A 23,790-nucleotide genomic window follows, 5' to 3' on the forward strand; every position below is an offset into this window, starting at 1 on the left:
CTCCCACATGAGGTGAACCTGTAGGAGCGGCCTTGTGCCGCGAAAGGGCCGCAACGCGGCCCCGACAATCCCGCAGTCAATAAAAAAGGCTGCCTTTACCCGCACGATGCCGGCAGCCCCAAGGAAACTCAGGCGGCTGCCGCGAACTTCTCGTAGTAGAAATTCGCCGGGGTCAGGCCCTGTTCACGGATGTATTGGCTGACCGCCTCGACCATCGGCGGCGGGCCACACAGGTACACGTCGACGTCGCCTTCGTTGAGGTGGCCCGGCGCGATGTGCTGGGTCACGTAGCCCTTTTGCGGGTACTGGCTCTCAGGGTTGGCCACGCAGGCACTGAAGGTGAAGTTGGGGATCTGCGCGGCCAGGGCTTCAAGGCGCTCCATTTCGACCAGGTCGAAATCGTTGGTGACCCCGTAGATCAGGTGCAGCGGATACTCGCTGCCCTGCTCGGCGATCTTCTCCAGCATCGCGGTGAATGGTGCCAGGCCCGTGCCGCCGGCCAGCAGCAGCAAGGGGCGCTGGATGGGCCGCAGATAGAAGCTGCCCAAGGGCCCGGCCAGGCTCATGCTGTCGCCGGCCTTGGCCTGGGTGGTCAGGAAGCTGCTCATCAGCCCACCCGGCACGTTGCGGATCAGGAAGCTGACCTCGCCGTCCTTCTGCAGGGTACTGAAGGAATAGGCACGGCTCTGATCGCTGCCGGGTACCTGCAGGTTGACGTACTGCCCCGGCAGGAACGCCAGCTTGCTCAGGGCTTCGCCCTTGATCGACAGGGCGATGGTGCTGTCCGAAAGCTGGCGCACTTCGCTGATGGCGGCCTCGAAGCTGGCCTGCTCGGTCTTGCACACCTGCGACGAAGCGGGAATACGCACCACGCAGTCGCTTTCGGCGCGCATCTGGCAGGTGAGCACGTAGCCCTCGGCGATTTCCTCCTCGCTCAGGGCGTCCTCGATGAAGTTGTCACCCAGGTCGTAACGGCCGGATTCGGCCTTGCACTTGCAGGTACCGCAAGCGCCGTCGCGGCAGTCCAGCGGAATGTTGATGCCCTGGCGGTAGGCGGCATCGGCTACGGTTTCAAAGCCTGTGGCCTCGATGAAGCGGGTAACCCCGTCTTCGAAATTCAGCGCGATCTGGAAGCTCATGTTGCACCTCGCGGGCGAGCCTGGCCACGGCGCGCCTGTTGGCGCCCCGAGCGGCTCGCGTTACCTCGGATCAGATGTGATAGATGTCGATGACCTGACGCACGTAGTCGTTCTTCAGCACCACCTTCTTGGCCTTGATCAGCGGCTGCTCGCCGCGCAGGTCCAGGGTGTAGAAGCTGCTGCCGAAGTAGCTGTCGGTGGTCTTGTAGCGGAAGCTCAGGGTGTGCCAGTTGAAGCGCACCTTGCAGTAGCCTTCCCCCTGCTCGACGATCTCGATGTTGCTGATGTTGTGCGACGTGCGGGTATCGGGCATGGTCGCGCTCGAACGCTCGGTCTTGATCCGGAAGATCCGGTCCTCGAGGCCGCCACGGTTGCCGTACCAGATCAACGAGATTTCGCTCTGCGGATCTTCCGTCAGGGTGTCGTCATCGTCCCAGGACGGCATCCAGAAGCTCGCATCGACGGCATACAGCTCCAGCCACTGGTCCCACTCGGCGTCATCCAGGTAGCGCGCTTCGCGGTAGAGGAAGTCGCGCACGGTTTCAACGAGGCTCATTGCACGGCCTCCACGGGAATCAGCTGCTGCTCCTGTTCGAGCGCCTTGATCATGGTGTCCTGCCAGTACTTGTGCTGCAGCACGAACAGGCCTTCATCCTCGGTGCGCACGCCCGACAGCAGCGGATGCAGTTCGATTTCCTTGGCCGCTTCATCGGCGCCTTCCACCCAGTGGGCGGCGCCCCGCGACATGTCGTTCCAGCCGGTGCCGCCGCCGTAGCCGGTCTGGCAGGAGCGGAATTCCTCAAGATCGTCCGGGGTCGCCATGCCGCTGACGTTGAAGAAGTCTTCGTACTGGCGAATACGCTGGGCACGGGCATCGGCACTCTCGCCCTTCGGCGCGATGCAGTAGATGGTGATTTCGGTCTTGTTCACCGAGATCGGGCGGGCGATGCGGATCTGCGAACTGAACTGGTCCATCAGGTACACGTTCGGGTACAGGCACAGGTTGCGCGAGTTCTCGATCATCCAGTCGGCGCGAGCCTGGCCAAAATCCGCGGCCAGTTGGTCGCGGCGCTCGTAGGCCGGACGGTCCTCGGGGTTGGCCCAGCGGGTCCAGAGCAGCAGGTGGCCGTGGTCGAACGAGTAGAAGCCCCCGCCCTGCTTGGCCCAGGCGCCTGCGCTCATGGTCTTGATCTCTTCACCCGCCTCGCGCTGCTTGCGCTGGTTCTGGGTGGCGGCGTAGTTCCAGTGCACGGAGCTTACGTGGTAGCCATCAGCACCGTTTTCGGCGGTGAGCTTCCAGTTGCCTTCGTAGATGTAGGCGCTGGAGCCACGCAGGACTTCCAGGCCTTCTGGCGACTGGTCGACGATCATGTCGATGATCTTCGCCGATTCGCCCAGGTGCTCGATCAGCGGCTTGACGTCGGCGTTCAGGCTGCCGAACAGGAATCCACGATACGACTCGAAACGGGCGACCTTGGTCAGGTCATGGGAGCCGTCGCAGTTGAAGCTTTCCGGGTAGCCGGCATTGCTCGGATCCTTGACCTTGAGCAGCTTGCCGCTGTTGTTGAAGGTCCAGCCGTGGAACGGGCAGGTGTAGCTGGACCGGTTGCCGCGCTTGTGGCGGCAGAGCATGGCGCCACGGTGACTGCAGGCATTGAGGAAGGCGTTGAGCTCCCCGTCCTTGTTGCGCGCGATGAAAATCGGCTGGCGCCCCATGGTCAGGGTGATGAAGTCGTTCTTCTCGGGGATCTGGCTTTCATGGGCCAGGTAGATCCAGTTGCCCTCGAAGATGTGTTTCATCTCCAGGTCGAACAGGCGCGGGTCAGTAAACATTTCACGCTTGCAACGGTAGACGCCCTTTTCGCGGTCGTCCTCGAGCATGGCATTGAGGTAATCGAATCCCAGGGACATGGCCAGGGCCTCCATTGTTATTGTTCAGGCCATGTCAGGTTAGGGATTATCGACTTGGGGCAATATCCGCTGCGTGCAGAGTGCTATCCATTTTGTGCAAGCTCAGCGACGGTTCTTGAATGTCTCCGACGGCAGTTCGCCAAAGCGCTGGCGATAGGTTTCGGAAAACCGCCCCAGGTGCAGGAAGCCATAGTCCAGGGCCAACTCGGTCACGCTGCGCACAGCGCAGCTGGCATCGCTGAGGCAGGCGTGCACCCGCTCGAGCTTGCGCTGGCGCACGTACTGCTTGGGGGTGGTGCTCAGGTGGCGATCAAACAGCGCGTACAGCGAGCGAAGGCTCATGTTGGACTGCTCAGCCAACGCCTCGGCCGTCAGTTCCAGCTTGAGGTTGCGGTCGATGTAATCGAGGATCCGCTCCAGGCTGGCGCCGGGCGTGCCCAGGCCTTCCCGACTGATGTTGGTGTTCATCAGGGTCAACAGCTTGCTGGCGACGATCTGGCTGTAGTGGCCTTGCACCCGGGGCAACGGGTCGGACGCCTCGGCTTCCTGGCAGACCATGGCCAGCAGGTTGGAGAACCCTTCCAGCTCTTCCAGGCGGTAGTGGTTGCGCAGGAACCGCACCCCCCCGGCCGGACGCTGCCAGCGCTGCTCTTCGCAGAGGGTGTCGAGCAGGTGCGTCGGCACCTTGAGGATGAACTTCTCGCAGTCTTCGGAATAGGTCAGGTCGACCGGGTCGTCCGGATTGATCAGCAGCAGCTCGCCCGGTACCAGATGGTGCTCGCGCTGGTGGCCGCGCCACAGGCAACTGCCGTTGAGCAGGATCTGCAGGTGATAGATGGTCTCCAGCGCGGGCGAGGTTACCCGCACGCTGCCACCGTAGCTGATACGGCACAGGTCGAGTTCGGCGAACTTGCGGTGGCTCAGGCTGGATTGCGGGCGGGTACTGCGGGACAACCCGATGCAATGCTGGCCCAGATGCCGGTTGACGTAGTCGGAAACGGCATAGGGGTCGGCGTGATGGAACACGCTACTGCGCTCGCTCAGCAGGCGACTTTCCATAAGGCAGGCACTCGGTTTTGTAATTATGTTTTATGTTTTTTTTTAGTTTACGCGAGCACACAGTATGTAAAAGCAGAACGAGGGGCAATGCGACGAAGGGATTCGATGGGCGAATAACGGACGAGGGGCAGATTGAACCGGGGCGATAATCGAACACAATTCATGATCTACGACCCTCCACGATTCCTGTGGGAGCGGGCTTGCCCGCGAAGCAGACACCTTGGCGCATGGCACCGGCTATGCCGGTGTTCGCGGGTGAACCCGCTCCTACAGGATGAGCAGTGTCAAAGGGAGTTACATATTCTCGACCGCCACCGCCCTGCCCGCCCAGCCCTGGCTGCGCGCGCGGTACTGCCGCGGAGCGATGGCGAACAGCTCGCGAAAGCGTCGGTAGAAATGCGGAAAGCTGACGAACCCGCTGGCCACCGCCACCTCGGTCAGCGACTTGCTGGTGTGTTGCAGCAGCTGCCGGGCATGGATCAGGCGTAGTTCCAGGTAATAGCGCGGAGGCGTCGCCTGCACGTGGCGGCGGAACAACCGTTCCAGGTGGCGCCGCGACAACCCTGCATGTTCGGCGATCTCGTCGATGCCGATCGGGTCCTCGATATTGGCGTGCATCAACTCCAATGCCAGGCGAACCCCGCGCGGCAGGCTCGGGTCCACTTCCGGCGCTGCAGCCATCCTGTCGCTCGGTACCCGTGCGCGATCACATGCGAGCATTTGCTCCACCGCTCGGCGCAGGCCTGGGCCGCCTTGGTGCTCGAGCCATGCCAGCATGAGGTCCAGGGCGCTGCTGGCCCCTGCGCAGCTCATGCGCTTTGGGTCCAGCGCATGGGCCTGGCGGCTGAGGCGCACCTTTGGGAAAAGCTCGCTCAACATCGCCCGACCATCAGGGTGGAAGGCACATTCATGGCCATCCAGCAGGCCGGCCTCGGCGAGAAAGTATGCACCATTCCACAGCCCACCGAGCAAGCAGCCGGCATGATCGGCCTGGCGCAATTTGTTACGTAACGCCGGAGCGGCCTCCAGGCGGACGCGCAAGCCGCCGCACACCAGCAGGCAACCCAGGCCCTGCACGTCCAGGTCGGCCAGCGCGGTGTCGACCGGCAAGGCGATGCCCAGGTCGCTCATTACCTGTGGGCCCTCGCCTACCACCTGGACCTGGAACAGCGGCGTGGCGCTCATCAGGTTGGCGGTGACCAGCGAATCCATGGCGGCGGTGAAGGCCATCATCGAGAAATGCTCGCGCAGGACGAAGGCCACCCTTCGGCAAGGCAGCGGCAGCACGGTGCGGCCGGCGGGCTCGAGGTGGGCCAGGTTGGTGTTCTTGAGGATGCTTTCGAAGTGGCTCATGAGGTATGACTCTACTGCGATATAGGCGCTGCCCCCTTCGCGGGCAAGCCCGCACCTACAGGGTGAATGTGATCGCCAAGACGGCGGGATACCTGTAGGAGCGGGTTTACCCGCGAAAGAGCCACCGCTAATGGAACAGAACTACTTGCTGGCCTGGGTAGCCGCCGCACGCGATGCCTGCAGCCACTCGTCGAACTGCTGACGGTGCGCAGCCACCCATTCCTTGGCATGACGGGTGATGTCCGCGGGCTTCTTCTCGCCCTTCTGCATCTTCAGGTTCTGGTTGCTCTCATCGTCGGTGCTGATCTGCACCAGCGACAGGAACTTGGTGGCCGCCGGGTTCTCCTCGGCGAAATCCTTGTTCAGTACCGCCACCACCTTGTCGATGGCAAAACCGAGGTTCTTGCCGTGGTACATCGTATCGACGTCATTGTTGCCGTCAGGCAGATCGGTCTTCGGCACCTGCAGCCAGACCACGTCCTTGCCCTCCACCAGCACGCTGGCGATCCACTGCGGCACCCAGGTGAAGTACAGGATCGGCTTGCCTTCCTTGAAGCGGGTGATGGTGTCGGCCATCAGCGCGAAGTAGGAGCCTTGGTTGACGTTGACGGTCTTGTCCAGGTCATAGGCCTTCATGTGGTGGGAGATCACCAGTTCGCAACCCCAGCCCGGGTTGCAGCCGGTCATGTCGGCCTTGCCGTCGCCATCGGTGTCGAACAGCTCGGCGATTTCGGGTTTCTTCAGGTCGGTGATGGACTGGATGTGGTACTGGTCGGCGGTTTTCTTGTCGATCAGGTAGCCCTGGGCGACGCCCGGCAGGATATTGCCGGTCTTGACCATCACATCGTCGCCGCCCGCCTGCTGGTAGAACTTGTCGTGGAGTTTTTCCCACAGGTGCACGGTGAAGTCGGCATCGCCATTGGCCAAGGCGACCATCATCACCCCGTACTCGGTTTCCTTCGGCTCCTGAACGTTGTAGCCCAGCTCACGCAGGCCTTCCATGGCGACTTCGCCACGGAAGCGCTCCTCGGCGATGGAGGGGAAGATCGGCGTCACCTTGACACCCTCCCCCGGCTTGTCCGCCGAAGCCTGGGCGAACAGAGAGACGGTGACCAGGGCCAGGGCGCTGGCGGACTTCAGGATGCTGCGGGTGAACATGGATTCGTGCATCGTCGCGGACCTTCTTTTGATTGTTATCTTCAAGTGCGGCAGATCGAACGTCGTCCAGCTGAATTCAGGCAGTCTTGCGCCGCCCTTGCGTTTGCCCCGCGCCGCACAGGCGCAGCACCAGGCCGACAGGGCCGGTGTGGTACCAGCGCAGGCTCGGGTCGGCACTGGTGCGTGCGCCCATGGCCTGGGTCAGGCGGTCGAGGAAGATCGCCAGCAGCACCAGGCCGACGCCGCCGACCGTGGCCAGGCCCATGTCCAGCCGGCCGATACCGCGCAGCACCATCTGGCCCAGGCCACCGACGGAAATCATCGAGGCGATCACCACCATCGACAGCGACAGCATCAGGGTCTGGTTGAGGCCGGCCATGATCGTCGAGGTGGCCAGCGGCAATTGCACCCGGGTCAGCATCTGCCGAGGCGTGCAGCCAAAGGCGCGGGCCGCCTCGATCTTGTCCTCGGGCACCTGGCGAATGCCCAGGTTGGTCAGGCGCACCAACGGCGGCAGGGCGAACACGATGGTCACCAGCACGCCCGGCACGTTGCCGATGCCGAACAGCATCACCACCGGCACCAGGTAGACGAACGCCGGCAGCGTCTGCATGGCATCGAGCAACGGCCGGATGATGCTTTCCAGGCGGTTGCTGCGGGCGCAGACGATGCCCAGCGGAATGCCGATCACCGCGCAGAAGAACACCGAGGTGAGCACCAGCGCCAGGGTGGTCATCGACTCGGCCCACACGCCGATCAGCCCGAGCAGAGTCAGGGTGATGAAGCAGAGGATGGCCATGCGCTTGCCGGCCAGCTGCCAGCCGAGCAGTGACGAGAGCAGGATGCCAATGGTCGGCGGGATGCTCTGCAGGGTGAGCTCGATGCCATTGAGCACCTGGTCGATCGGCCAGCGGATGGCGCGAAATACCTCGCGGAAGTTGTGCACGAGAAAGTTGAGGGTAGCGGTGACCCAGTCGCCCAGTGGGATGGTGGCCGCCTGGAAAGGATCGAGAAGGCTGAAGTCGGACATGAGGGTTTGCCTCTTTTTAGGCCAGCGGGCGCTGTTAGTTGCGGCTCAGGGTCTGCAGCAGCTCGTTCTTCGACAAGGTGCCCTTGAAGGCACCCTCGCGGTCGAGCACCGGTACCGGGTACGGCAGGTCGGCGGCGATGCCAAGCACCTCGTGCAATGGCGTGTCGGTATAGACCGGGCGCTTCTCGTGCAGGCTGTAGCGATCGCTGGCGGTGGCGCCGTTGGCGTCGGTGTCGACCACGCCGAGCAACTGGCCGCGGTCATCGACCAGGTAGCCGAACGGCACGCCGGCCTGGAAGCTCGGCGCCTTGCCGTTGACCTTGCACACCACCGCCGGGTCGAACTTGGCCACATCGCCGGCCTTGAGCACCCGCGAGCTGTCGAAGGCCTTGAAGAAGGTCCGCACGTAGTCGTTGGCCGGCTCGTTGATCAGCTGCTGCGGCGTGCCGATCTGCACCACCCGGCCGCCCTCCATGATCGCGATGCGATGGCCGATGCGGATGGCTTCCTCGATGTCGTGGGAAATGAAGAGGATGGTGCGCTGCTGCTCGGCCTGCAGGCGGATCAGCTCGCCCTGCATCTCGCTGCGGATCAGCGGGTCGAGGGCCGAGAAGGCCTCGTCCATCAGCAGGATCGCCGGGTCGTTGGCCAGGGCGCGGGCCAGGCCCACCCGCTGTTGCATGCCACCGGAGAGCTGGTGCGGATAGCTGTGCTCGTGGCCGGCCAGGCCGACCTGGCTCAAGGCTTCGCGGGCACGGCTGTGGCGCTCGGACTCCGGCACGCCGGCGATCTCCAGGCCGAAGGCGGTGTTTTCCAGCACGCTCATGTGCGGCATCAGGGCGAAGGACTGGAACACCATGCCCATTTCCTTGCGTCGTACGTCGAGCAAGGCCTTGTCGGACAGGCCGGTGATTTCCCGGCCGTTGAGGTGGATGCTGCCGGAGGTGGGTTCGATCAGGCGGTTGAACAGCCGCACCATGGTCGACTTGCCCGAGCCGGACAGCCCCATGATGACGAAGATCTCGCCACGCTTGACGGAAAAACTGGCATCGAACACGCCGACGACGTGGCCGGTCTTGCTGAAGATCTCGTTCTTGTCGGCTCCGTTGCGGAGCATCTCCATGGCCATGTTCGGGTTGGGCCCGAAGACCTTGAAGATGTTCTTGACCGAAAGAATCTCATCGGCATCGCTCATACGACCCTCGTTATTATGCTTATTAACCAATCCATCAACTTCGCACTTTCAATAAGGCGGGATCAGTGCGAGTACGCTTGGCAGTCGGTTCAAATCCGAACCTGAGTCAACACCGGCACGCAGAATGTCCTGCTTCAAAGTTATTCGACATCGAGTTGTCAATGTCGCGCCGTGGTTTTTAAGTTAGGCCTTGACCCGAACAGGATCCAACGACATTTGTAACGCGCAAACCATTACCTGAAGTTATCAATCGCCCCGCAAGCACGGCGCTAGACGGCTGCGCATTTACCGCCAGGCGCCCGACAGGCTAGAGTGACTCACCAGGCCCGCCGAAGGACTCAGCCCCACCACCATGGTCAAACACTCCGAACCCGATCAGACGCTGATCAAGATGCCGTCACTGCGGGCGGTGAAGGTCTTCGTGGCGGCTGCCAAATACCAGAATTTTACCCGTGCGGCCGAGGCCCTGTGCGTGACCCAGGCTGCGGTCAGCCGACAGATCCGTGAATTGGAGACTTATCTGGGAGCCGAGCTGTTCGCCAGGGTCGGCCGTGCGGTGGAGCTGACCGTGGCGGGGTCGATCTTCTTCGACGCGGTGCAGTTATCGTTCGTCAACATCTCCCAGGCTGCCGAGCGCATCCGCAGCAACAGCAAGAGCAAGCACGTGGTCACCCTGTGCTGCTCCCCGGCGTTCGCCGCACTTTGGCTCGGCCCTCGCCTACCAGCCTTCTTCGACGACAACCCGGACATCGACATCAACCTGGTCACCACGCAGAACTTCCTGGCCATGGAGCCGGGGGTGCGCCCAGACATCTACATCACCAAGCTGGGCAGGATCCAGACCGGCTACAGCTGCCATCCGCTCAACCACGACGTGATCTATCCGGTGTGCACGCCGCAGTACCTCGCCGAGCATCCGCAACTGCGCACCTTGGAAGGCCTGCGCGACGCCTCGTTGCTCAACCTCAGCCCCTATGGCCGTTCCCAGGTGTCCGAGCACGTAGACTGGAACGTCTGGCTGGCCTTCCACGACGTCGACCTGAAAAGCCGCGCGAGCAGCGCGCCACACTTCTTCAACGCCAACGACTACAACCTGCTGGTGCAATTTGCCCTCACCGGCCGTGGCGTCGCACTGGGCTGGCACCACCTGGTGCAGCCACTGGTCAGCCAGGGCCTGCTGGTGCGCCCGGTCGAGCAGCAACTGGTGCTCAAGGACACCTTTCACTTCCTTGCCTTCAACGATGACAAGGAGCACGACTCCAGTTGCCGTCGGCTGCGCGAGTGGCTGCTGGATGAATTCGAGCCGTTGCTGGAGGACTTGAGACACAGTTTGCAACCATCGCAGGCGCCCGCTCGGTAATTTTTCTGACATCAACGCTGCTGAATTTGCTAAAAGCTGGCCATGCTTACCCCATTCCTCATCCACCTGCGCCGTCGTTGGCTCACCTGGCTGTGCGCCCTGCTGTTGGTCATTGGCCTGCCGGCAGGCTGCGCCGTGCTGCAGCGCAAGGAGCGCGAGCTGGTGTTTCGCATCGAGCCGGGCCAGGCCAGCTGGTTCCATGGCCTGCCCAGTGGCGTGCAGGAACTCGACCTGCGCCCGCGCAATTTTGCCGAAAACCAGAGCCTGCATGCCTGGTGGTGGCCGGCGCAGCGCGCCGATGCGCCGGCCATCCTCTACCTGCATGGGGTGCGCTGGAACCTCACCGGGCAGTTGTTCCGCATCCAGCAGCTGCACGCCATGGGCTATTCGGTACTGGCCGTGGACTACCGCGGATTCGGCCAGAGCCGCGGCGACCTGCCGTCGGAAGCCACGGTCTATGAGGATGCACGCGTCGCCTGGGAGCGTTTTGCGCAACTCCAACCGGCGCCCGGAAAGCGCCTGATCTTCGGCCATTCCCTGGGCGGTGCCGTGGCAGTGGACCTGGCCGCCGAACTCAGCCGCCAGGCCAAGGCCGATGGCAACCCGGCACCGGCACGCGGCTTGATCCTGGAGTCGACCTTTACCTCCCTGGGCGACGTCGCCGCCGTGCTGACCGATACCCGCTTGCCGGTACGCTGGTTGCTGTCACAAAAGTTCGACTCCCTGGGCAAGATCAAGCAAGTCGGGTTGCCGGTGCTGTTGGTGCATGGCCTGAACGATCGCTACGTGCCGTCACAGTTCAGCCAGCAACTGTTCGATGCGGCCCAGGAGCCCAAGACCCTGCTGCTGGTGCCTGGCGCGACCCACAACAACAGCATGAGCCTGGGCGGGCGCCGCTATCGTCAGGCGATCCAGGCCCTGCTGTAGTCGCTGGGCCACTGCGTAGCCTCTTCACTGCACTGGCAGGAAGTTCATCAACAACAGGCTTTGCGCATAGTTGAGTCCGATACGCCGGTAACGCTCATCCAGCAACTCGGCCAACAGGTCCAGCCGCGCGACGATCTTGCCGAACTCCACCGCAAAACTCAGGTTGCTGCCCTCCTCCGATATTTCGTTGGAGAACAGCAGCAACACGCCATTGGCGTCCTGGCGTTGGCTGAGCATCCAGGTGGCCTTTTCGATATTGCGGGCGGCATTGTTGATGAACAGTGGATCGAGGGTGTCGGTCATGTAGAACTCGGTGCGCCCGCCATGAGCGGTGACGAGCATGCTGCCGATGGCATAGATGAAGGCGCCGACGCGGTCGCCGCGGAACTCCGGGCTCAAGGCGTAGCTCAAGGCAGCGAGGTCGCGGCGATCGCCGAGTTGTGGCAGCGGGTGCTGCTGTTCGATGGCCAGGCGGATCTGACGTTCGGCGGTGGTCGCATCGAGGAAGCCGGAAAGCTTCCACTGATTGGGATTGCGCAGGTACAGCTTGTTCATCAGCAGATACAGGCTCTGCAGATTGTCACGCATGGCCAGGGTGGCCATGCGATCGACACTGGTCTGGAACAGTTCGCTGGGCTTGCCGTTGCCGAACTGGTTGACGATGTCGCGGCCCTGCTCCTGGGTGCAGGCCCCGAGGCAAAGAAGCGTGGCCGCCAGGACCAGGCGGCATGAAATGACTGACTTGCTTGCAACCATTGATCCGGGTCGAAATCGGCGGCTGCGCTGGGAGTCGGCGCAGCCTGGCCATTCATAGAGCCCGGAAATTCAAAAAAGTGCGATGACAGTAGGCGTTCGACCGTTTCGGTCTCATCGCCTACATGGCGTCGCGCAGCATCTGCACCACCTTGGCGTGCAACACCGGGTCGCCACAGGCCACCACGCACCCGCCATTCTGTGCCGAGCTGCCGTCCCAGGCAGTGATGACCCCGCCAGCACCTTCGATGATCGGCATCAGCGCTTGCACGTCATACGGTTGCAGGCTCGCCTCGACGATCACGTCGACGAACCCGGACGCCAGCATGCAGTAGGCATAGCAATCGCCACCGTAGCGCATCAGCCGCGCCTGACCCGCGACCGCCTCGAAGGCCGCCTTGCGTGCCGGAGTATCGAACATGTCCGGCGTGGTGCACATCAGCGTCGCCGCCGACAGTTCGGTGCAGCCGCGAGTCTTCAGCGCCGTGGTGCCACGCCAGGCACCTTGCGGCGTGCCGATGAAGCGTTCGCCGGTGAACGGCTGGTTCATCACCCCGACCACCGGGCGCTCGCCATCGTTGAGGGCGATCAGCGTGCCCCACAGTGGCAGGCCGGTAATGAAGGCGCGGGTGCCGTCGATGGGGTCCAGCACCCAGGTCAACGGGCTGCTGCCCAGCGCCACGCCGGCTTCCTCACCCAGGATGCCGTGCTCAGGGTAACGGGCCTGGATCAGTTCGCGCATGGCGTCCTCGGCGGCCTTGTCGGCCACGGTGACTGGGTCGTAAAGCCGCCCGCCCTTGTCTTCGACGTCCAGGCTGGCACGGAAATACGGCTCGATCGCCTGGGCGGCGGCATCGGCCAGTTGCTCGGCGAAGGCGCGGAATTCGCCGATCTGGACAGCACTCAAGGGCATGGAACAGGTCTCGTATGGGTGAGGAGGCAGGCATCATACCCGACAACCCGCGATGCAGGCTCTAGACTGAACAGACAGGTAACGAACCGGGGGGCTGCCGCACGTGGAGGTGTGAGATGAGCCAGTTCAAGCGTTTGTTCGTCATGCTCGGCCCGCAGATGCGCCATACGCCCGCCCTGCAGCGCGCTGCCGCGCTGGCCCAGACCAGCGGCGCACTGCTCGACCTGAATGTGTTCGTCGACGATGTCGACACCTTTGGCCTGATGGGCGATGGCCGCGAGCGTGAGCGCCTGCTCGAATACAATCGTCAGTGGCTGGCCGACGAGGCGGAGCAGTTGCGTAACGACGGCCTCGACGTCTCCACCGAGATGCGCCTGACCCGCGACCCCCTGGCCAGCGTGCTCGAGCAAGTCGAGCAATTGGGCTGCGACTTGCTGGTCAAGGATGTGCAACACGAACCCGTACTCAAACGCCTGCTGGTCACCCCCCTGGACTGGCAACTGCTCAAGGACAGCCCCGTCGCGGTCCACCTGGTCAGCGAGATCCGCCTGCCCTTGCCCCGGCAGATCGCGGCGGCGGTAGACCTGCACAGTCTCGGTGATGGCGAGCACCTGGACGACCAGGTCATCGCCAGCGCCCATGCCCTGGCCTTGCAGTGCAATGCCGAACTGCACCTGTTGCATGTGTGCGACGCGGCGAAGACCCACATTGCCGACTTCGGTGCCGGCACAGTCACCATGCCAGGTTTCGATGGCAGTGTGCGCACGGCCCAGCGCACGGCTTTCAACCACCTCGGCGATCGCCATCAGGTGCCGCTCGAGCGCCGGCATTTTCTGGAAGGTCCGGCGACCCGGGCCATTGCCCAGTTCGTCAGCCACAGCCGGGTGGATGTGATCGTGATGGGTAGCCATCGCCATGATGCGCTGCACACCTTCCTTGGCGGGACCACGGCGCATGTGGTCGAGCATCCGCTGTGCAACGTCTTGGCGATCAAGGCGTTGCGCTGAGATTTTCGTTGTCTGTGCGGGCCTCTTCGCGGGCAAGCCCGCTCCTACAGATACGGCGCCGCTAATGGCAGCGGCACAAATCCTGTAGGAGCGGGCTTGCCCGCGAAGAGGCCATCAGCCGCCCCGCAAATCTGGCACGCAAGCTCCATTTAAAAATAATGCATTTGATAATGATTCGTAGTATTTTCCAGCCGCTTTCTACCCTCCCTTAGCGCATATTTCCCAGGATCGTATCGTCAATGCGTCGCACATTCGTCTCGCTTTGTGTGCTTCATGCTGTCTCCCCGCTGGCTTGGGCCGAGCCCGAAACCTCCAGTAACTCCATCGAACTCCAGGCCTTGAGCATCACCAGCAGCGCCGACAGCGAACGCGCCGACGGCCCGGTCGACGGCTACAGGGCCACCCGCTCCGCCAGCGCCACGCGCACCGACACCGCGCTGCACGACACCCCACAATCGATCAGCGTGGTCCCCAAGGATGTGCTCGAAGACACCAGCGCCACACGCCTGCAGGATGGCCTGGACTACGCCGGAGGTGTCGGCCGCGCCAACAATTTTGGCGGCCAGGGGCTGACCACCTTCACCGTGCGCGGCTTCACCACCGGCGAGTTCTACCGCAACGGCTTCCCGATCAACCGTGGCTACCCGAATGCCCCCGACGCCAACACCGTCGAGCGCCTCGAGGTGATCCGCGGCCCGGCCACCAGCCTCTACGGCCGTGGCGACCCCGGAGGTACCTTCAACGTCGTCAGCAAGCAGCCGCTGGCCGAGCGCCAAGTCACCCTGGGCAGCCAGTTCGACGACCAGGGTATGCACCGTGCCACGCTCGACGCCACTGGCCCTTTGAATGCCGACGGCTCGCTTGCCTATCGCCTGAACGTGCTGGGCGAAGGCGGCGACAGTTTCCGCGACGACGTCCAGAGCGAGCGCTATGACGTCGCCCCGGTAGTCAGCTGGCACGTCAACGAGACGACGAAGGTCATCTTCGAAGGCGACTTCATGCGCAACAACCATCCGCTGGACCGTGGCCTGACCCGGTTGCCCGGCCAACGTGGCAGCGCCTCGCGCGACACCAACATCTGGGAGAAAGGCAGCGACAACCTGCTGCACAACGACAACAACATGGCCCAGTTGCGCTTCGAGCACATGCTCAACGCCGACTGGACCCTGGGCGGCGGCATGCAGTGGCTCGATGGCTCGCTCAAGGGCAACGCCGTCGAGGCCAACGCCCTGCAGGCCGATGGTCGCACCCTGGGACGCAACTTCAACTACCGCAAGCTGGAATGGACCGACCGCGACTACCAGCTCAACCTCACTGGCCATTTCGACACCGGTGGCCTGGCCCATACCCTGCTGACCGGCATCGAGTACGAGAACTACCACTACACCTCGTTCATCCGTCGTTCGGCCAACGGCGCAAGCGCCTACCCCATCGACCTTTTCGATCCGGTGCTTGGCCAACCGCGCCCTGCCCTCACCCGCACCACGACCGACGACCGGGAAAACCTCAAGACCTGGGCCGCCTTCGTGCAGGACCAAGTGGCCCTGACCGAGCGCCTCAAGGCCTTGGTCGGCGTGCGCCTTGAGCGCTTCGAACACCACTACGAAAACTACCTGCCCGGCGCCCAGGGCTGGGATGCCGCGGACAATGCGGTCACGCCACGCTTCGGGCTGATCTACGACCTGACCGACACGGTCGCGGTGTACGCCAACACGGCGCGCTCGTTCAAACCCAATAGCGGCGCCAGCCGCCTCAACCAGGGGTTCGATCCGGAAAAAGGCAAGTCGTACGAGCTGGGCGTGAAATGGCAGGCGCTGGACCGCCAGCTGGCCATCGACGCGGCGATCTATCACATCGTCAAGGAGAACGTACTCACCGTCGATCCCGCCGACGACGCCTACAAGATCGCCGCCGGGGAAGTACGCAGCCGTGGCCTGGATATCAACATCGCCGGCAACCTCACCCCCGCGTGGCGAGTGATTGGCGGTTACGCCTACGTGGACGCGGAGGTCACCCAGGACACCACCCTGGCCAAAGGCACCCGCCTGGCGAACATTCCGCGCAACAGCTTCAGCCTGCTGAACACCTACGAGTTCCAGGACGGCTTGGCCAAGGGCTTGGGCCTGGGGGTTGGCGTCAAGTATGTGGATGACCGCGCAGGCCAGACCGCAACGTCGACCTATGACATGGACAGCTACAGCGTCGTCGACCTGCTGAGCTTCTACAAGGTCAACGAGCACGTACGCCTGAACCTGGACGTGAAGAACGTGTTCAACAAAGGCTATGACGAAGGCGCGTTCAATACCTACGTGTATCCGGGTGCGCCACGTACGGTGCAGGCTGGGGTTTCCTACACGTTTTGATGGGGGGGCTGCCACGCAGCCCATCGCCGGCAAGCCGGCTCCTACAGGCATGGCTCAGCCGTAGTAGGAGCCGGCTTGCCGGCGATGGGCCGTGAAGGTCAGAACCCTCGGCTGTAGAACAGCGAGTACGACTCGATCCCATCGTTGGGCTGCTTCAGCCCGGCATTGGAGTAGTGCATCGCCCGCAGCCCAATCTTCTGGTCGCCCGGCAGTTTCAGGCCGAACCCGATACGGTCTTCGAAGTTGACCGCCGAGCCCAAGCGCTGGTCGCCCACATCGGTCTTGGAAAACGCAGCCAAGCCGATGCCCGCCTCGATGTAAGGGGTATAGGTGAAGCCGCTGAACTCATAGGTGAACACCGGGCTGAACGACAGCGAGTGGGCGCCGCTGGCCTCACCGCCTTCCCAGTAGGTGTACCCGGCATCCCAGTAGCCAGTCACATAGCCGGTATCGCTTTGCAGCCATTTCGTATCCCAGTCGAACGACATGCCGAGGCGGTAGGTCATATCGCCCTGGCCAGTGGCGCCAATGGCGCCGGACACTTGTGCAGCCTGGGCCAGGCTGGTACCACCGAAGGCCAGTACGACAGCGGCCAGCGAAGCGGCAAGACGGATTTTCATCGATGACATCTCCTGATGGTCACGGGCAGGCCGTCGCAGGGAAAGAGCCTGCAGGGCAAGTGGGGGCTCGAGCCCCTCGTGTTCTTCGCGGACCGTTGCATCCCATCGGCCACACGTTGTAATACTTTTCTGATTATTGTCCAAATAATCAGAAAGTTAAAACGTTTTGCCACCTTATTGCTACCGTGCCCACCCGACGCCGTCGGATCAGTCGTATTCCGCCTCCTCGTGGTCGCCCAGCAACCGCCGTTGCCGGGGCGTGGCCTCTTCGAGCACTTGCGGGTTGAAGCGCCAGTCGAGATAGGGTGAAAACTTCTGCGCGACCATCCGCCGCCCGTAATGCACCTGCAGCATGTCCCGCGCTCGGGCGGCACTGCAGTTGGCACCGCCGCGGTGCCAGACATCGCTGCGCAGCACCAGCGCATCTCCCGCCTGGCACAGCACGGCATGAGCGTCCTGACCGCGCCAGTTGTCTTCGCCAGGGTGCGGTGCCCGCCCCGCGCGATGGCTGCCTGGGACCACCCAGGTCGGCCCAATGCTGTGGTCAATATCGCTCAGGTACAACTGAGCCGTGAGAATCTGCGCTGGCGGGCTGAAATCGCCCCGCTCCCTGAGCCATGCCGGTAGCTCCATGGGCAAGTGATCGAGGTGCAGAGCGGTCCCCACGTAGCCCGGGTGGCTGCGCCAGGCAGTTTGGCCGATGACATGGCAATCGCGGCCTAGCGTCGCCTCCGCCAGTTCGATCAGCGGTGGCAAATCGAGAAACGGCAACCACAGCGGATTGCGATTGAAGACGCACTTGTAGTGCTCCAGCAGCCCCTGGTAATCCCAGTGGATCGGCTGCAGGTCATCGATGGCGCACCGCAGCAACGCGATGCGCAAGGGTTCCAGTACACCGGGTAGCAGCACATAGCCCTGCTCTTCCAGCGCTTGCAACTGCGTGTCCAGCCCCATGGCGATATGCTCCTCAGAGCTTTGAGTACAAATGTACTCCAGGCGGCCGTCAGCCAATCAGCGCCAGTTGAGATTGACTGTCGCCGGGCCTTTGCCGTCCACCACGACCGGCTGCTGCACCGTCGTGCCCTGTGCATTGCCGATCACCTTGTAGTGCCCGGGTCGCAGCTGTACATACAGCAGCGGTCCGGCATCCTGCACGCTCAGCACCGACTGGCCCTGGGCATTCTGGATATCGACCGAGGCACCGCTCTGGAACTTGCCTTCTGGCCCGGTGGAGAGCTCGATGTGCAGGTCATAGCCAGGCGTCTTGCGCAGGGCATTGGCCTCGTCCTGGCCGATGCCGCCTTCCAGGTAGCGGATGCCGTTCTGCTCCTGGGGTTGCAACTGCACGGCCTGCATGTCGATGGGTGCATCGAGGTCGGCGGCGGCCGCCAGCGACCAGGGCAGCGCCAGGGTCAGCAGCAACGCCGCGCCCAGCGCATATTGATGATTACGCATGGTTCGCCCCTCCGTGTGGGGATGGCTTACCTATTATCTGACGCCCTGTTGACGCTGGTGTTCGCCCGGACACATGGTCGAAAGCCTATGCCGCGCGGCATTCCTCGAGCAGCTTGACGAACATGCTCAGGCTGCGCGAAACGGTGCCGCGACGCCACACCAGCCAGGTCTTCAGGTAACGGAAGTCCTCGGACATCGGCCAAACGCTGACGGTGCTGCAGCCGGGCATGTTGTCGAGCATGCTGCGCGGCAGCATGGCCAGGCCCGCCCCGGCGCTGACGCAGGCGAGCATGCCGTGGTACGACTCCATCTCGTGGATCTTGCCCGGCACGGCCTGGTCCTGGACGAACCAGTTCTCGAAATGGTGGCGGTACGAGCAATTGGCGCGAAACGCATAGATGCTCGCGCCGTTGACGTCCTGGGCACGGGTCACCGGCGGGTGGTTGAGCGGCGAGATCACCACCATTTCCTCCTCGAACACCGGCATGCCCTCAAGGGTCGGATGCAACACCGGACCATCGACGAACGCTGCCACCAACCGCCCGGACAACACACCCTCGAGCATGGTCCCCGACGGGCCGGTGGACAGGTCCAGGTCGACCTTCGGGTAGCGCTGGTTGTAAGCCGCCAGCAGGCCTGGAATGCGCACAGCGGCGGTGCTCTCCAGCGAGCCGAGGGCGAAGGTACCCTGCGGATCCTCGCCCGCCACCGTCAGCCGCGCCTCATGCACCAGATCGAGAATGCGCCGGGTGTACTCGAGGAAGTTCCAGCCCGCCGGCGACAGCCGCAGGCGGCTTTTCTCGCGAATGAACAGCTCGACGCCAAGGTCTTCCTCGAGCTGCTTGATACGGGTGGTGAGGTTCGACGGCACCCGGTGGATGTGCAGGGCAGCGGCGCTGATGCTGCCCTGCTCTGCCACGGCCTTGAAGATCTCCAACTGCACGAGGTCCACGATCATTCTCCAAACGTGAATGTTTCGCTCATTATTATTCAGTTTTCAATAAAGCCATAGCCCACTAGTCTGGCCTCACGAATCGACAACAATGAGTGCCCAGCCATGAGCGAGATCAGCAGCCTGACCCACGCCATCTCCGTCGACCCGCATAGCGGCGAGCAGATCGGCAGCTACCCCTTCGACACCGACGCCGCACTGGAAGCGGCGCTGCAACGCGCCAAGGCCGGCTATCGCCAGTGGCGCCAAGTGTCGCTGGGGCAGCGCAGCGAAGCCCTGCTCGCCTTGGCCAGCACCCTTGAAACCAAGGCCGAAGCCTTCGCGCAGATGATCAGCCGCGAAATCGGCAAACCCATCAGCCAGGCCCGCGGCGAAGTCGCCAAGTGCGTTGGCCTGTGCCGTTGGTACGCCGAGCATGGTCCGGCGATGCTCGCCGCCGAGCCGACCCAGGTGGAAAAGGCCCGCATCGAATACCGTCCGCTCGGCCCGATCCTGGCTGTGATGCCTTGGAACTTCCCGATCTGGCAGGTACTGCGCGGCGCGGTCCCGGCGATCCTGGCCGGCAACACCTACGTGCTCAAGCACGCACCGAACGTCATGGGCAGCGCCTACCTGCTGGGTGAGCTGTTCAAGGATGCCGGCTTGCCACAAGGCGTGTTCGAGGTGCTGAACGTGACACCGGAAGGCGTCACCCGTGCCATCAACGACCCACGCATCGCCGCCGTGACCCTCACCGGCAGCGTACGCGCCGGCATGGCCATCGGCGCCCAAGCCGGTGCAGCGTTGAAGAAGTGCGTGCTCGAACTGGGCGGCTCCGACCCGTTCATCGTGCTCGCCGACGCCGACCTGGACGCTGCAGTGCAAGCGGCGGTCATTGGCCGTTATCAGAACACCGGCCAGGTCTGCGCGGCGGCCAAGCGCCTGATCGTCGAGCAAAGCATCGTCGAGGCATTCACCAGCAAGTTCGTCGAAGCAACGCGCCAGCTGAAAGTCGGCAACCCACTGGAGGACGACACCTACATCGGGCCAATGGCCCGCTACGACCTGCGTGACGAGCTCGATGGGCAGGTTCAGGCGACCCTCGCCGAAGGCGCTACCCTGCTGCTGGGCGGCAACAAGATCGAAGGTGTAGGCAACTTCTATGCGCCGACCGTGTTCGCCAACGTCACCCCGCAAATGACTGCATTCAAGCAGGAGCTGTTTGGCCCCGTGGCGGCGATCATCACCGCACGTGACGCCGACCATGCGGTGGAGCTGGCCAACGACAGCGAGTTCGGCCTGGCCTCGACCATCTACACGGCCGACTACGCCTTGGCCGAGCGCATGACTGCGGCCCTGGACACTGGCGGTGTGTTCATCAACGGTTACTGCGCCTCCGACCCTCGCGTGGCCTTCGGCGGCGTGAAGAAGAGTGGTTTCGGCCGTGAGCTGTCGCACTTTGGCGTGCGTGAGTTCACCAATGCCCAGACGGTGTGGCTGGATCGCAACTGATCGGCTGACCTGGGGCCGCGTATTGCGGCCCTAGGTGCTTCAATCGCGAACCTGGTCCTTGACCCAGTCGAGCATCCCCCCCGGCACGATCAACTCATGCCGCGCCCGCGAACAGGCGGTATACAACCCCGCCAACATCCGCGCCCGCTCGTTGCGATTGCCCGCAGCCACCGGCGCCACCATCAGCTCTGGCGACACCATCACCCGGGCGAACTCCATGTTCTTCACGTCCCGCACCCGGCCCAGGAACAGTTTGGGCGCCTTGTCCCAGCGATAGCGGCTCTTGGCCTTGGCGAAGTGCTCCGGGGTGTAGCCCTTGCGCAGCATGTTGGCCACGGCAACGAACGCCTTGTCATCGCCCTTGTCCTGCTCCAGCGCCTGCCAGCTGGCATAGCGGAACAACATCGGGTGGCGCGGCCGGGTGCCGTAGCGGTACAGCTCGATGCAGTCCTCGACGAACAGTTCGAAATCCTTGCGCGCGCTTTTCAGCAGCACGAACGGTACACCCTGGTGAGTCAGGCGCTGGAACCAGCCGAACAGGCCCCATTCATCATCGACGATGAGCGCCGTTGGCTGCTCGGGCACCGTCACCGTGTCGAAGAAACTGACGCGCGTGTAATGCTCGGCGCTGCCGCTGAAAGCTGCCTGGATCGAGGCTGGATGCGCCTGGATCAACGGATTCAGTACGCCGTCCATGGCTGGCCCTGCACGTAACGAGTGGTCGATGTAGCGCTGGCGGATGAAACTGCCATGGTGCGGGCTCAGGCCATTGAGGTTCTGCAGCTCGTCGCCCAAGGCGATGACCGACTGCGGGCTGCGGTCGAGCACCGCCAACATTGGTGCCGACAGCTCGTGGGCTTCGTCGACGATGACGTGGAAATAGCGGCCGTCGATCACCTCCGACGTCAGCGACAACAGCTTGACCCGATGGTAGTCGCGCACCGGCAACTGGATCTCCCGGGCGGACGGACGAATCAGCTCCTGCCAGTACAGGCGGGCCTTTTCCAGCAGCACTTCCTGGTCCAGTGGCGTAGTACCGGGACCGGCCCACGGCAGATGGTGCAACTGCACCTGGCTGTCGCCGCTGCGGCAAAAGCTGCGCACGGCCTTGATGCACAGGCCTACCACATCCCGCGCCGCCAGCGGACCGACGTCGGGGATACCCAGCCACTTCACTACCTGCGCCTCCTGCGGGCGCCACGACAGCTTGGTGCGGTACGGGTCGCGCAGGCGCCAGCCGTTGCTGGTGAGGTCGCGGTTGAGGATTTCGTCGGCCAACTGGCCGAACGTCAGTGCGGTGTAGGCCGCGGCATCCTTGACCCGCGCCTGCAGCGCCCGCAACTGGCCTTCGGTGAGGGCCAGCAACAGCGTGCGCTGGGGGTCGAGCAAGCGGGCGAACTGGTGAATCAGGAACGTCTTGCCAGTGCCGGCGAAGCCCTGCACCGCCACCGACTCATCGGCGCCTGAAAGAAACTCGCGCAGCAACCGGTTCTGCTGGTCGCTGAGCATCAGGTCGCTGGCCAGCGCCGGCACGTAGGCCGCATGCAAGGGCGTTACACGCTGGCGGTAGCTCTGAGCGAACAGGAAATTCCACTGGCCTTCGTCGTCTAGCAGTTCATCGGCCGGGTACTCGACCTCGGCCGCGAGCAGTCCAATCCCGTTCTCGCCGAGCATGCCCAGGCCCATGGCGAACGCTTCGCGGTCGAAGTGTTGCGCCACCTGGCCCTGGAAGCGCCCGGGCGCTGCGCTTTCGACCTCCTGGGCGATCCGCACGATCTCGGCGAAACGGCGCTCCTGGGCGTCGGCCGACGCGGTGGCCGGCTGGCGGGGCAGGTTCTGCACGAACAACAGCGCCGCCGCTTGCAGCAGGCTGGCGGTGGCGAAGAAATCGCAGGATTCGGGCTCGCTGGCCAGGCGGTCGGCCTGGTCGCTGGGCAAAGGCAGGTAGAACATCGGGACCTCGGGTAGAAACTGCCGGGCAGGTTAGCAATTTTCCGCGGGGAATGGTTGGCGAGTGTAGGCTGGACGGGCCCTTTCGCGGGTAAACCCGCTCCTACACGGACAGCGACGCACCTGTAGGAGCGGGTTTACCCGCGAAAGGGCCGCTCGCCCCGCAGCAAGCATCAACCCCTGACACGCCTTAGCGTCTGACTCGGAAACTCCTTGAACAACTGCCGGTAACTCTCTGAAAACCTCCCCAAATGCCAGAACGACCAACGCATGGCCACCTCTGCCACCGTCGCCCCGCCACGCAGCAGGTCGCGCCGCGCGCCGTTGAGCCTGCGCAAACGCAGCCAATGTGCCGGCGGCATCCCGGTAAAGGCCTTGAACGCCTGCTGCAGCTGGCGCAGGGATACCCCGGCCACCTGCGCCAGCTCCGCCAGGTTAAGCGTTTCCTCGGGGCAGTCCGCCGCCCACTCGCTGACCCGCTGCATGATCGCCCGCTCCTCCCCGCGCCGGCCCATGGCCCCGCCCTCCAGGCGCTGGCAGGCGTTGTCGAGGATGAACAGGCAATCTTCCAGCAACTGCTCCGCCAGCGCCTGCCCCTGCAAGGAGCTGTCGGCCTGGGCCAGACGTGTCAGCGTGGCGCTGAGCCAGCTGCCGAACAAGGCATTCTGCCCACTGCCCAGCGGCACCATGAACAGGCCTTCGAGCCGCTGCGGGTCAAGGCCATGGCGAGCCAGGAAAGCCTGGTCGAACACCACCGCCACCTCCTGGTAGTTCTCCGGGGTGATCCAGATATTGCGGCTCTGCTCGTTGAGCAGGTAGAGGCTGTTGTCGATCCGGTCGAAACAGAACGCCAACGAACCTGTTGGCGCGCGGAAGAATTGCTCCACACGGGTATTCAGGCGCTCTTCGTACACTTCCACGCCATCGAGCCCCAAGCAGCGCAGTTCGCCGCTGAAATGGCCTGGCGACATCTGCCGATAGTGCTGCTGCCAACCGGGCGTGGCACGCATCTGTTCAGTCACATCTGTGGTGTGGAAAGCCTGGACCTGCAAAGCCTGGGACGTTGTCACGCGCTGTCCTATTTGCACTCTTTTGGTGCATTGATGATCCGGAGAAAGTGGATAGATCGCTTCGGCGAGCTACGCCCAAGATAG

Annotated in this window: 20 protein-coding genes and 1 pseudogene; 5 read left to right on the forward strand and 16 right to left on the reverse strand. The window is 63.5% G+C overall.

Annotated features, from left to right (window positions below; all coding sequences use genetic code 11):
* Window positions 1-128: 128 nt before the first annotated feature.
* The 8 genes and pseudogenes from benC to E6B08_RS14855 form a co-directional block, all read right to left on the reverse strand.
* The gene (gene benC, locus E6B08_RS14820; protein WP_136914720.1) at window positions 129-1,139 is read right to left on the reverse strand and encodes a benzoate 1,2-dioxygenase electron transfer component BenC; all 1,011 of its coding nucleotides are present in this window, start codon (window positions 1,137-1,139) and stop codon (window positions 129-131) included.
* 70 nt (window positions 1,140-1,209) lie between these two features.
* Window positions 1,210-1,695: a benzoate 1,2-dioxygenase small subunit gene (gene benB, locus E6B08_RS14825; RefSeq protein ID WP_136914721.1), complete on the reverse strand. Its 486-nt coding sequence runs from the start codon at window positions 1,693-1,695 to the stop codon at window positions 1,210-1,212.
* Complete coding sequence (gene benA, locus E6B08_RS14830; protein ID WP_136914722.1) at window positions 1,692-3,050, reverse strand: benzoate 1,2-dioxygenase large subunit; 1,359 nt, start codon at window positions 3,048-3,050, stop codon at window positions 1,692-1,694. Before benA ends, benB begins: the two co-directional genes overlap by 4 nt.
* Window positions 3,051-3,152: 102 nt before the next feature.
* On the reverse strand, window positions 3,153-4,109 hold the full coding sequence (locus E6B08_RS14835) for an AraC family transcriptional regulator (RefSeq protein WP_136914723.1): 957 nt from the start codon (window positions 4,107-4,109) through the stop codon (window positions 3,153-3,155).
* A 294-nt stretch (window positions 4,110-4,403) separates the two neighbouring features.
* Window positions 4,404-5,462 carry a GlxA family transcriptional regulator gene (locus E6B08_RS14840; protein ID WP_136914724.1) on the reverse strand — a complete coding sequence of 353 codons (1,059 nt, stop codon included), beginning with the start codon at window positions 5,460-5,462 and terminating at the stop codon, window positions 4,404-4,406.
* A 141-nt stretch (window positions 5,463-5,603) separates the two neighbouring features.
* Complete coding sequence (gene proX / locus E6B08_RS14845; protein ID WP_136914725.1) at window positions 5,604-6,632, reverse strand: glycine betaine/L-proline ABC transporter substrate-binding protein ProX; 1,029 nt, start codon at window positions 6,630-6,632, stop codon at window positions 5,604-5,606.
* 64 nt (window positions 6,633-6,696) lie between these two features.
* A pseudogene (proW, locus tag E6B08_RS14850) lies at window positions 6,697-7,668 on the reverse strand (glycine betaine/L-proline ABC transporter permease ProW); the annotation flags it as partial.
* 16 nt (window positions 7,669-7,684) lie between these two features.
* Window positions 7,685-8,845, reverse strand: a complete 1,161-nt coding sequence (locus E6B08_RS14855) for a quaternary amine ABC transporter ATP-binding protein (RefSeq protein ID WP_136914726.1) — start codon at window positions 8,843-8,845, stop codon at window positions 7,685-7,687.
* A 352-nt stretch (window positions 8,846-9,197) separates the two neighbouring features.
* Here E6B08_RS14855 and E6B08_RS14860 point away from each other — a divergent pair, with 352 nt between their 5' ends.
* Together E6B08_RS14860 and E6B08_RS14865 are read left to right on the forward strand one after the other, a co-directional pair.
* A complete protein-coding gene (locus E6B08_RS14860; RefSeq protein ID WP_136914727.1) occupies window positions 9,198-10,205 on the forward strand; it encodes a LysR family transcriptional regulator in 1,008 nt (335 codons plus the stop codon).
* 42 nt (window positions 10,206-10,247) lie between these two features.
* Window positions 10,248-11,132 (forward strand): alpha/beta hydrolase, encoded by an 885-nt coding sequence (locus E6B08_RS14865; RefSeq protein ID WP_136914728.1) that lies wholly within the window; start codon window positions 10,248-10,250, stop codon window positions 11,130-11,132.
* A 24-nt stretch (window positions 11,133-11,156) separates the two neighbouring features.
* Here E6B08_RS14865 and E6B08_RS14870 read toward each other — a convergent pair whose 3' ends face one another.
* Together E6B08_RS14870 and hisN are read right to left on the reverse strand one after the other, a co-directional pair.
* A complete protein-coding gene (locus tag E6B08_RS14870) occupies window positions 11,157-11,888 on the reverse strand; it encodes a hypothetical protein (RefSeq protein WP_192938668.1) in 732 nt (243 codons plus the stop codon).
* Window positions 11,889-12,006: 118 nt separating this feature from the next.
* Complete coding sequence (gene hisN / locus E6B08_RS14875; RefSeq protein WP_136914729.1) at window positions 12,007-12,798, reverse strand: histidinol-phosphatase; 792 nt, start codon at window positions 12,796-12,798, stop codon at window positions 12,007-12,009.
* 116 nt (window positions 12,799-12,914) lie between these two features.
* Here hisN and E6B08_RS14880 point away from each other — a divergent pair, with 116 nt between their 5' ends.
* Window positions 12,915-13,805, forward strand: a complete 891-nt coding sequence (locus tag E6B08_RS14880; protein ID WP_136914730.1) for a universal stress protein — start codon at window positions 12,915-12,917, stop codon at window positions 13,803-13,805.
* Between the two features lie 239 nt (window positions 13,806-14,044).
* Entirely contained in the window at window positions 14,045-16,168 is a 2,124-nt protein-coding gene (locus E6B08_RS14885) for a TonB-dependent siderophore receptor (RefSeq protein ID WP_136914731.1), read from the forward strand.
* Window positions 16,169-16,266: 98 nt separating this feature from the next.
* On the opposite strand, the gene E6B08_RS14890 is transcribed toward E6B08_RS14885, so the two are convergent.
* The 4 genes from E6B08_RS14890 to ptrR all read right to left on the reverse strand — a co-directional run bounded on the left by E6B08_RS14890 (window position 16,267) and on the right by ptrR (window position 19,195).
* The gene (locus E6B08_RS14890; RefSeq protein WP_136914732.1) at window positions 16,267-16,788 is read right to left on the reverse strand and encodes an acyloxyacyl hydrolase; all 522 of its coding nucleotides are present in this window, start codon (window positions 16,786-16,788) and stop codon (window positions 16,267-16,269) included.
* Between the two features lie 207 nt (window positions 16,789-16,995).
* Complete coding sequence (locus E6B08_RS14895) at window positions 16,996-17,742, reverse strand: phytanoyl-CoA dioxygenase family protein (RefSeq protein ID WP_136914733.1); 747 nt, start codon at window positions 17,740-17,742, stop codon at window positions 16,996-16,998.
* 57 nt (window positions 17,743-17,799) lie between these two features.
* On the reverse strand, window positions 17,800-18,243 hold the full coding sequence (locus E6B08_RS14900) for a carboxypeptidase regulatory-like domain-containing protein (protein ID WP_136914734.1): 444 nt from the start codon (window positions 18,241-18,243) through the stop codon (window positions 17,800-17,802).
* An 85-nt stretch (window positions 18,244-18,328) separates the two neighbouring features.
* Window positions 18,329-19,195 (reverse strand): putrescine utilization regulator PtrR, encoded by an 867-nt coding sequence (ptrR, locus tag E6B08_RS14905; protein ID WP_136917408.1) that lies wholly within the window; start codon window positions 19,193-19,195, stop codon window positions 18,329-18,331.
* Between the two features lie 105 nt (window positions 19,196-19,300).
* Here ptrR and E6B08_RS14910 point away from each other — a divergent pair, with 105 nt between their 5' ends.
* Window positions 19,301-20,686 (forward strand): aldehyde dehydrogenase family protein, encoded by a 1,386-nt coding sequence (locus E6B08_RS14910; RefSeq protein ID WP_136914735.1) that lies wholly within the window; start codon window positions 19,301-19,303, stop codon window positions 20,684-20,686.
* 39 nt (window positions 20,687-20,725) lie between these two features.
* On the opposite strand, the gene E6B08_RS14915 is transcribed toward E6B08_RS14910, so the two are convergent.
* Window positions 20,726-22,639 carry an AAA family ATPase gene (locus E6B08_RS14915; RefSeq protein WP_136914736.1) on the reverse strand — a complete coding sequence of 638 codons (1,914 nt, stop codon included), beginning with the start codon at window positions 22,637-22,639 and terminating at the stop codon, window positions 20,726-20,728.
* A gap of 170 nt (window positions 22,640-22,809) precedes the next feature.
* Window positions 22,810-23,706 carry a helix-turn-helix domain-containing protein gene (locus tag E6B08_RS14920; RefSeq protein ID WP_136914737.1) on the reverse strand — a complete coding sequence of 299 codons (897 nt, stop codon included), beginning with the start codon at window positions 23,704-23,706 and terminating at the stop codon, window positions 22,810-22,812.
* Window positions 23,707-23,790: the final 84 nt, after the last annotated feature.

This window comes from Pseudomonas putida, assembly GCF_005080685.1.
In the GTDB taxonomy this organism is placed as follows: domain Bacteria; phylum Pseudomonadota; class Gammaproteobacteria; order Pseudomonadales; family Pseudomonadaceae; genus Aquipseudomonas; species Aquipseudomonas putida_V.